Source organism: Kitasatospora sp. NPDC048407, assembly GCF_043200475.1.
In the GTDB taxonomy this organism is placed as follows: domain Bacteria; phylum Actinomycetota; class Actinomycetes; order Streptomycetales; family Streptomycetaceae; genus Kitasatospora.
Map to the genome: position 1 here is coordinate 23,183 of NZ_JBICXW010000040.1, position 8,188 is coordinate 31,370.

General features: G+C 71.7%; 8 protein-coding genes. All 8 read right to left on the minus strand.

The window, feature by feature from the left end; translation table 11 throughout:
- Positions 1 to 14: 14 nt before the first annotated feature.
- The gene (locus ACGFWJ_RS35705) at positions 15 to 566 is read right to left on the minus strand and encodes a hypothetical protein (RefSeq protein ID WP_392956879.1); all 552 of its coding nucleotides are present in this window, start codon (positions 564 to 566) and stop codon (positions 15 to 17) included.
- On the minus strand, positions 566 to 3,067 hold the full coding sequence (locus ACGFWJ_RS35710) for a multiprotein-bridging factor 1 family protein (RefSeq protein WP_392956880.1): 2,502 nt from the start codon (positions 3,065 to 3,067) through the stop codon (positions 566 to 568). The genes ACGFWJ_RS35705 and ACGFWJ_RS35710 overlap by 1 nt, the downstream gene beginning before the upstream one ends.
- Positions 3,068 to 3,078: 11 nt before the next feature.
- The gene (locus tag ACGFWJ_RS35715) at positions 3,079 to 3,708 is read right to left on the minus strand and encodes a hypothetical protein (protein WP_392956882.1); all 630 of its coding nucleotides are present in this window, start codon (positions 3,706 to 3,708) and stop codon (positions 3,079 to 3,081) included.
- Positions 3,709 to 3,820: 112 nt separating this feature from the next.
- Entirely contained in the window at positions 3,821 to 4,567 is a 747-nt protein-coding gene (locus tag ACGFWJ_RS35720) for a hypothetical protein (protein ID WP_392956883.1), read from the minus strand.
- 110 nt (positions 4,568 to 4,677) lie between these two features.
- Entirely contained in the window at positions 4,678 to 5,232 is a 555-nt protein-coding gene (locus tag ACGFWJ_RS35725; RefSeq protein WP_392956885.1) for a hypothetical protein, read from the minus strand.
- A gap of 144 nt (positions 5,233 to 5,376) precedes the next feature.
- The gene (locus ACGFWJ_RS35730; RefSeq protein WP_392956886.1) at positions 5,377 to 5,697 is read right to left on the minus strand and encodes a hypothetical protein; all 321 of its coding nucleotides are present in this window, start codon (positions 5,695 to 5,697) and stop codon (positions 5,377 to 5,379) included.
- A 618-nt stretch (positions 5,698 to 6,315) separates the two neighbouring features.
- A complete protein-coding gene (locus tag ACGFWJ_RS35735; protein ID WP_392956887.1) occupies positions 6,316 to 6,702 on the minus strand; it encodes a hypothetical protein in 387 nt (128 codons plus the stop codon).
- Positions 6,703 to 6,755: 53 nt separating this feature from the next.
- Entirely contained in the window at positions 6,756 to 7,832 is a 1,077-nt protein-coding gene (locus tag ACGFWJ_RS35740) for a helix-turn-helix domain-containing protein (protein WP_392956888.1), read from the minus strand.
- Positions 7,833 to 8,188: the final 356 nt, after the last annotated feature.

Here is an 8,188-nt window from a genome sequence, read left to right on the forward strand (position 1 = left end):
TCCTTTCCGAGCGGTCAGCTCAGGTCGAAGTCGTCGACGTCATACTCGAAGTCGTCGGCGGTGAAGCCGCCGTATCCGCCGCCGCCGTTGAAGTAGTCGGCCAGGGCTTCGCCGACGATCTCGCGCATCTCGCCCTCGTCCTCGGCGAGGGCGAGGGCGGCGGCCTGGTCGCCGGTGAGGGCGAGGTGGATGTCGCGGGCCCGGACGGCGTCCGAGCCCTGGATCTCGAAGGTGCGGGTGCGGCCGACCCGGGCGGTGATCCCGGAGTGCGCGCCGAGCTTGGCCAGCTGCTTCGCCTTGCGCTCGCGGCCGCGCTCGGTGGTCTGCACATCGACCGCGTCCAGGCGCAGCCGCTCGGCGTCCGCGCCTTTGGGGTGGCGGGTGCCGTCGATCCAGCGCAGGACGGTGCGCGGGGCGACGTTGTAGGCGGCGGCCATGGCCTTGGTGTTGCCGCCGTATTTGCGCTCGCGCACGTGTTCGGCCTGGGTGGTCGACTGCACCGGTGCCTTCCGTGAGGGGAAGAGCGCTTCGCGGATCCGCCCGAACATGCCCTTGAAGCCGGCCATCAGATGTCGTCTTCTTCCTGCTCGTCGTTGCTGGCGTCGACAGCGTCAGTGCCGGCCCGCTCGGGGCCGATGCGGGTGCCGTCGGTGGCGTACTGGTGGGTCAGCTTGGAGGGGTGCTCGCGGCGTTCCATCGCCTCCACCGTCTCCTGCAGCGGGATGGATGCCTCGTGCTTGTGGCTGCCCGGCGCGATGCCCAGGCGCAGCGCCCCGGGTACCGGCGTGCCGTCGTCCTTGACGGGGAGGAGTTCCAGCGGGGACGGGGCGTCGATGGCGTAGAGGTAGGAGTCGACGTTGACGGCGAACGGGGCGCGGCCGGTCAGAAGCCAGGTCTTGCGCAGGCGGCGGTGGGCGGCGATGCGGGCGGCCGCGACGATGTGGAAGCGGATCTCCGGGCGGTAGGACCAGGACCCCGCCACCTTCTCCAGCCAGGTGTCGTCGTCGAGGTGGCGGGCGGAGTCGGACCACTTCCCGATGCCGCCCTTGTAGATGTTCTTGTACAGGGCGGCCAGGGCCAGGGCGTCCGCGCGTGCCGTGTCCTGGCCGACCTCCTTGTGGGCGGCGTAGGCGGCGAGGAACTCCTCGGGGCTCTGGCCGTCGGTGAGGCCGAGCTCGGCGTAGACGCGCTTGTAGGCGGCGCGGATGCGGGTGGTCCATTCCTTGAGGAGCGGTGCGGTGTGCGTGGACAGGTATGCCTCGGTGATCGTCGCCGGGTCGAACTGGTAGGTGCTGGCCATGTAGGCCACCGTGGGGGTGGCGTACCAGCCCGGTCCGGTGGGCGGGCGGCCGTGGCAGGTGGCGGGATGGGGCAGCAGCTCGTCCACCTCGATGTCGGTGAAGTCGCACAGCCACAGGCCGGCGGTCTTGCCCTTGCCCCAGGCCGGGTTCGTCACGTGCTCCAGCTCGCCGATCGGCAGCGGCAGGGAGTCGGTGACGGACAGGTAGGAGGCGCAGACGTCGACCGCGACCGCGAACAAGCGGCCGGTCTCCTCCGGGGTGGGCTCGCGGGCCCACCACTTGTAGTCCTCCTCCTCGCACACCGCCACGCCCTTGGACAGCAGCTGGTGGGTGAGGGGGTGGCGGGCGCCGGCCGCGGCCGGCACGCACCGGTCCCCAGCCGGGAGCGCGCCCTCGCGCAAGTGCGATGACCACTCCCCCGTCGCCTCGTCCTTGACCCACTCCACCCGCGGCCGGACCGCGTCCAGGAGCAGCATCGCGGTGGAGGCGGTCGTGGCGCCCGGGGCGACGCCGAGGTCGGCGGTGAAAGCCCGGTAGCGGCGGGCGAACGTCGCCCCGTCCCGGGCACCGTCGGGGGCGGTGGCGAGCGGGGCCGCGAGCCCGCTGACGGCCTGCTGGCGGGCGTCGCCCTGGCCGAGCCACGGCGCGACGGTCACCTGGAGGGAGGTCTTCGGGCCGCCGGCCGACCCGGCGCGGCGGAAGGCCCTGAAGACCGGCCCGATGCTCTCGGAGATCTCCATGCCCACTGCGGCGGCGGCCTTCGCCAGCTTCGCCCGCAGCGACGCGAGCGCCTTGTCCGTGGTGGGCAGGGCGGTGGGCAGGCCGAGCTGCTTGAGGGCGGCGGCGGTCAGGCAGACCGCGCCGTCCCCGCCACGGCCCTGCGGGTGGGCGCGCTCCACGCGCAGCGGCAGCCCGGTGCCCAGCCAGGCGAACCAGTCGCCGAGCTTGGGCCCGGCCGGGGCCGGGAAGCCGGGGACGTCCAGCACCCAGCCGCCGTCCTCGGCGGCGTCCAGCGCCACCACCGGTGCCCACCGCCCGACGGCCGGCGAGATCGCGGGGGCCGCGCCGGTGGCGCGCGGCGCAGCCGGGCGGCCCTGGGCACGGGCCGGACGCTGACCGATCCGCGCCGAAGCAGGCGCTGCCGACGGCGGCGCAGCGACCGGGGCCGGGGTCGGGGTCGGGGCCGCTGCGAGCGGGGCCGCGGAGCCGGCCTGGACGTCGGCGGGGGCCGGGGCGGTGGGGCGGCAGAACCCGCCGAGGTGCATCGGCCGGCCCTGGGCGCGGTAGACGGACGGCTGCCCGCACTGCACGCACGGCGCGGCCGCGGCCATCACCAGCGAGCTGTCCGGGTTCTGATCGAGCATCACCGGCTGCGGCCCGGCAGGCGCGGTCTGCGTCTGCCGACCGGCGGGCGACACCGGGGCGGCGGGCGCGACGGGAGTCTGCGGCCCGACCACGGGGACAGTCGCGGGCGGCGCGACCGGGGCAGGCCGGGCAGCGCCGGCGGCGGGTTCCTCCGGCGCGGGGAAGCGGGCAGCCAGGCCCTCCAGCAGGCGGGTGTAGGCCGGGGCGATGTCCGGGCCCGGGACGGCGCTGCCGTCCTCCCACTCCAGCACCAGCTTCGAGCCGACCCGCAGGGCCGCGGCGATCTGCGCGGGCGTCAGACCGGCCGCCAGGCGCAGCCGCTTGCGCTCCGCCGGGACGGGCAGGCCGGTGGACACGGCGGCGAGCAGCGCGTCGACGGAGTCGAACAGCTCGTCGGACATCGGGCTTCTCCTCAGCGTCCGTTGGGTCGGGTCGGGTCCAGGCGCGGGTCGCCGAACAGGGCGTCGAAGACGTCCTCGGTGACGCAGCCGATCACGTTCCGGTCGGCGTCGCGCAGGGTGTAGCCGGCGGCGCGCCCGAGGGCGGCTTCGGCGATCGGGACCTGGGGGCGGTAGTAGAAGGTCGCTTCCCGGCCGGTGTCGTGCGCCGGGTCCGTGGCGGGGTCGAACGGCAGGGTGAAGGAGGGCAGGTCCTCCACGTCGTTCTCGTCGGCCAGGTGCAGGACTCCGTCGTCGGTGGTGCGGTAGGCGACGACCAGGTCCACTCCGTCGGCACGGCGGTCCTTGGGCAGGCCGTGGCCCTGCAGGACACGGCCGAGCTGGGAGGCGGACATCGCGGCGGCGATGGCCAGGGCGCGCCGGTTGGAGTAGGCGCCGGCGGCGTCCGCGCGGGACATCGCCACTTCCTTCACCACAGTCAGGTGCTGGGTGAGGCGGCTGAGGCATGCGACCAGAACGACCAGGTCGTCGAACTCGGTGGCCTGCGGCGGCTCCACCAGACGCTCGCCCCGCAATCCGGCGAGCAGGGCCCGGGCCAGGTCGTCGGGCACGTCGACGTGCTCGTCGCCGATGCTGATCCTCACGAGTAAACCCCCAAACGGTAGCGCATGACCAAACAGTAGACCCGTGCACTTTGGAAGTACAGCGTGAAGGGGTGCACGGCAGTGCTGTGCACCCCTTCGAATCCGTCTCGCCTCAGGCCGTCGGCGAAGGCGGGTTCCACCGGTCGCCCCAGTGCACGAACAACGCCCACCAGTGGCGGCGTGCGGTGGAGGGCACGGCCCAGCGTGCATCCGGCAGGTCCCCGGCCAGGTCCTCCAGGGCGATACGCACCGCCAGGTCGAGCCAACCCGGCAGGTAGCCGTAGCCGAGGAGCAGTTCGCGCAGCCCGTCCGCCGTGGCCGGCGCCGGCTCGTCGTCCCTCCAGTGGGCGGCGCGGAACTGCTCCCGCGTCACCGGACGACTGGTCAGCACCGGCACCGCCAGCTCTGCGAACGCCCGCGCCCGGTCGTCCCAGCGGCTCGTGTCGACCGGGCCGCGCAGGTCCCGGTGGAGTCCCCGGGCACCGTCCGTCGCGCAGGCGGCCACGACCAAGCCGCGCGGGAAGGGGGAGTTGACCCCGTCGTCCGGCTCCCGTGTCACGTGCACCCACCGGTGCGATGGCGGGTCGCCCGTCAGCCGGGCCCGGTGCCGCTCCGTCTCCTCGTCGTCGCACAGCGGCCCGATCTTCGTCCACACGGTCGCCCGGGTGACCGGCTCCGCCGTCACCTGCGCCCAGTACACGTACGGCAGCACCAGCGCCTCGTGCACAGCACGCAGCCGGCGCTCGTACTCCGCCTCGTTCAGGCCGAGGTAGGCGAAGTCCCTGCGGTACGCGGCCAACTTCACCGACCTGTCCCGCCACAGCGCCCGGTGCAGGTCATTGGCCCGGGTATCGAACACCCGATCCGGCAGGCACAGCGCCGCCTCCAGCGACCCGAGCCGGACATTGCACTGCCGGCACAGGGCGCCTTCTCCGAACTAGGAACAATGGTCTACGGGGACTTCGCCGGTCACTTTCCTGCGTCGGCAGCTGGGGGCAGAGCAAGCACGTCTGTCGCGGCGGAGACGAAACTGACATAGGCGTCGTTGAATCGCTGCTCCATCTGCGAGGTGCGATCTTGTGCATCCTGCATGGACCCGTGGTTCGCAACCGCGTCCTGCCACGCGCGAAGCGCCGATCTCCAGTCGTTCCGGGCCATTCGGAGCCCTTGAGACGCCGTCCGAGCTAGCTTAGGACCTTCAAGTATCACCACAGCTGCAGCCTGATTGAGGTCTCGGTTGGCTGCGTCCACTTCTTCCTGCCATCGCGGAGTCACTACGGTCGTACCTGGAGAGAGCATTTCGAGGTAAGCCCTCCACGTGGCGTTGGCTTCCATCACCTTCTCAGCAGCCTGCAGAATTGCAGCATAGGCATCTCGGCGTAGTTGTCGTTGAATCTGCCGTTGTGTGTGGGTTGCTTGCTGGCGCACCTGCCAGCGTGATGCCTTCGCTGTGACGACAGCTCCGAAGCTGGCCCCCGCCGCCCCGACGCTCGCACCCAGCAAGACTGCAATCCCTTGGTTCATATGGGCATCATGCCGGTGCAGGGGTCTGAGTCGCGTCCGCTGGATGCTAGATCGCGACCGCCCCCCTCTAGTGGCGGACATTTGGTGGCGGCCAGTCCGATGATTAGATACCTCTCGCAGCGATCTCACCGAATGAAGGAATTCCTAGGTGGATAGCTTGTCGAGTCGCTGCCGTCTGAGTATCCATTTGCGCGAGCTTGTCCTCGGCGCCAGCAAGACTGATCTCCAGGCCGTCGACCTCGCCGAGCCAGCCCTCGCGTTGGGCTTCGGCGAAGACTCACCTGCGGTGACGGGCTTGGCGCCGAGGCGGATGCGCTTACGGTCGGCACCAGAACCAAGACGGCCGGCGGCGCGTATGCACTGGCCGAGCGTCCAGGTGCAGACGGTCTTGCCGTAGATGCGCTCGTCGCCCATAAAGCGCAGCGCCGGCGGGGTCTGGCCGTCCGCGACGATCGACCGGCTCATCGGCACCCTGGTCGACGGCGGCGGCCACCAGCGCATCGCTGACGATGACATCCACTGCGGGGCCGGTTACGCGACAGTGTGCGCACGCTCCTCCCCCGCCCGGCCATCGGCAACAAGTGGAACGACGTCCTACTACGGGCCTGCGACAACCAGGCCGACACAGGCCTTGACGGCGCCCGAATCCGCACCCAGAAGCCCGCCCCGGTACCTCGACCCCGCTGGGAGCCCAAACCGTGGGAGTACCGGATCGGCCGGTGGAACAACCTGGCCGGCGTCGCCGCTCACCCCGGGCGGCATGCAAGTCGTCAGCGAGATCTACAAGATCACCGAAGCCTCCGGGCAGGGCATGCCCTGGATGACCACCACCGCCTGGCACGCCCTGCGATGGGGCGGGGCGGCGCTGCTGCCCCGACGTGCCAGCCCGTCGACGACAAGAGGGACGACCAACAAAAGAACCCCGACCGCCACGATGGCCTCCGGGACCGTGGTGGTGGTGCGCCATTGCGGGCACGGCCCAGCTCGGGTCCTGCAAGTCGTCGGGGCTTACCGGCCCGCCCGACCGCGCCTCCCCGGTGGCACTGCGGAAGTCCGCCGGGGTGGCGGATTCGTGACGGCAGGTCAGTACGAACGGCTGCGGCGCGGTATGGGCTGGCGGGGTATGTGTCGTCCAGTGGTCTCGGCAATCTGGGTACGTGTGAGGTGGAGAATCCTTCCGAGGAGGACGTCGTCGGCGAGTTCACCAAGGGCGGGGTGGGGGTCGGTGATGCGGCGCTTGACCAAGGGCCAGGCATAGGCGCTCACGCTGGGGCTGGCGAGGGCGTCGTCCCAGTGGGTGGCGAGCTCGCCGAGGGCTGCTTGGACAGCACCGTCAGCTTCGGCTTCATTGCGTGAGGCCAGGAGTGCGACCAGGCGGTAGCGGGGCTGGTGAAGTTCGCAGAACGCGGCGAAGTCGGCGGAGGCCTCAATCGCGGTCGAGTACTCGATGGGATGGGTGGTGACGGTCATGGTCGTCTCCCTCCATGGCGGGTGGGTGGGTGGGCGGGCGGTGGGCAGCGGGATCAGCCGAAGGCGCATGCGGGCAGGTGTCCGCGGGCGGACGTCCTGGCCAGGCCCCAGGCGGATCGGGCCCGGTCCCACAGGGCTTCGGCGACGGAGGGCTGGCCGCGCAGGGCGGTGACGACGTGCTCGACGGTGTGCCAGTCGGGGATTCGGCCGTCGTCGATCAGGCCCGCCACGTCGCGGGTGTCGATGCGACCGTGGGCCATCTTGCAGATCGCCGACGGGGCTGGGCGGGAGGCGGCCTGGTACAGGTCGCACACCAGGTCGTGCAGACGCGCTCCGGCTTCCAGCGCTGAGTTCTCGGCCTCGGGGCGGGGCGACCGGGTGGCTTCCCACTGTGGCCGCACGGTGGCCGGGTCGGCGCCGCAGGCTTTGGCGATGCTGCGGGTGACCGGCCAGGAGGGAATGCGCTTTCCGGCCAGAATGTGGGTGATGTAGGAGGAGTCGATGCGGGCCTCGTCGGCGATGGCCTTGAGCGTGAGGCCGCTCCTGCGGCGAAGTCCGGACAGGGCCGTGGTGAGTTCGGTGCCCGGTTTCGGGGACGCGGCGGTGAGGGGTTCGGCGGTGGTGCCTGGCGGGGCCTGGGCCTGGTCCTGGACTGTGTTTCCGGGCTGGTCGGATGGGCTCGAGCCGCTCTCCCGGGCGGCCCGGCGTCCGACGGCCTCTCGGGCGGTGGAGGTGGTACGCGGTTGCTGGCGCGGGACGACCGGGCGAATCTTGACCCGAGGGCTAGCGGGGACCGGGTAGGGGGCGAGGGCCTTCTCGATTCGCACGGGGGTCCACTTCTTGCGAAGGGTGTCCGCGGTCAGGAAGTGCGCCCCGCCGATCGACTCCCAGCGGCTACCTCGCTCGCGGGCCTGCTGAACGACCGCCGCGTCGAGCGCGTCGGCGATATCCGCCAGTTCGCGGCGGGCCACCAACGGATCGATGCCGGATTTGGGGTCGAGGACCAGGCGCTTGAGTTCGTGGAGTTTCTCTTCCGCTCGCGTGATGACGACCGCGGCCTGCTCGCCGCTGATGACCTCGGGGCGGACCTCGACGACCGGCAGCACGCGCGCCGAGCGGGAACGGCGCATGCGGCAGGTCTCGCAGCGGTCGGTGGGACGGCCGACAGGGCGCCGAACGAACAGGCGGCCGCAGTCACGGCAGACTGCCTTGATCGGCAGCGGATTGGGAGTCACTTGTAGCTTCCTTGCTGGAGTCAAATCATCGTTCGAAAACGGGAGTTGACGTTCCGTCACTTGAAAGAGGAAGGCCGATCTCGTCAACCGGAAAGAAACCCGTATCCGGTGGTGGGGCGCGCGCGCGGCGCCCCCCCCCGCCCGCGCGCGCGGCGCCCCCCCCGCCCCCCGGGGGGGGACCCCCCCACCGCGGGGGGGCGGAAGGGCCCGGGCGCGCCGGGCCCGGGGGGCGGCGCCGGGGCCCGCGCCCC

Bases quoted from the DNA above. Each gene is read 5' to 3' on its own strand.
- ACGFWJ_RS35740 (WP_392956888.1), bottom strand. From the start codon at position 7,832: ATGCGCCGTTCCCGCTCGGCGCGCGTGCTGCCGGTCGTCGAGGTCCGC.
- ACGFWJ_RS35725 (WP_392956885.1), bottom strand. From the start codon at position 5,232: ATGAACCAAGGGATTGCAGTCTTGCTGGGTGCGAGCGTCGGGGCGGCG.
- ACGFWJ_RS35730 (WP_392956886.1), bottom strand. From the start codon at position 5,697: ATGAGCCGGTCGATCGTCGCGGACGGCCAGACCCCGCCGGCGCTGCGC.
- ACGFWJ_RS35710 (WP_392956880.1), bottom strand. From the start codon at position 3,067: ATGTCCGACGAGCTGTTCGACTCCGTCGACGCGCTGCTCGCCGCCGTG.
- ACGFWJ_RS35735 (WP_392956887.1), bottom strand. From the start codon at position 6,702: ATGACCGTCACCACCCATCCCATCGAGTACTCGACCGCGATTGAGGCC.
- ACGFWJ_RS35705 (WP_392956879.1), bottom strand. From the start codon at position 566: ATGGCCGGCTTCAAGGGCATGTTCGGGCGGATCCGCGAAGCGCTCTTC.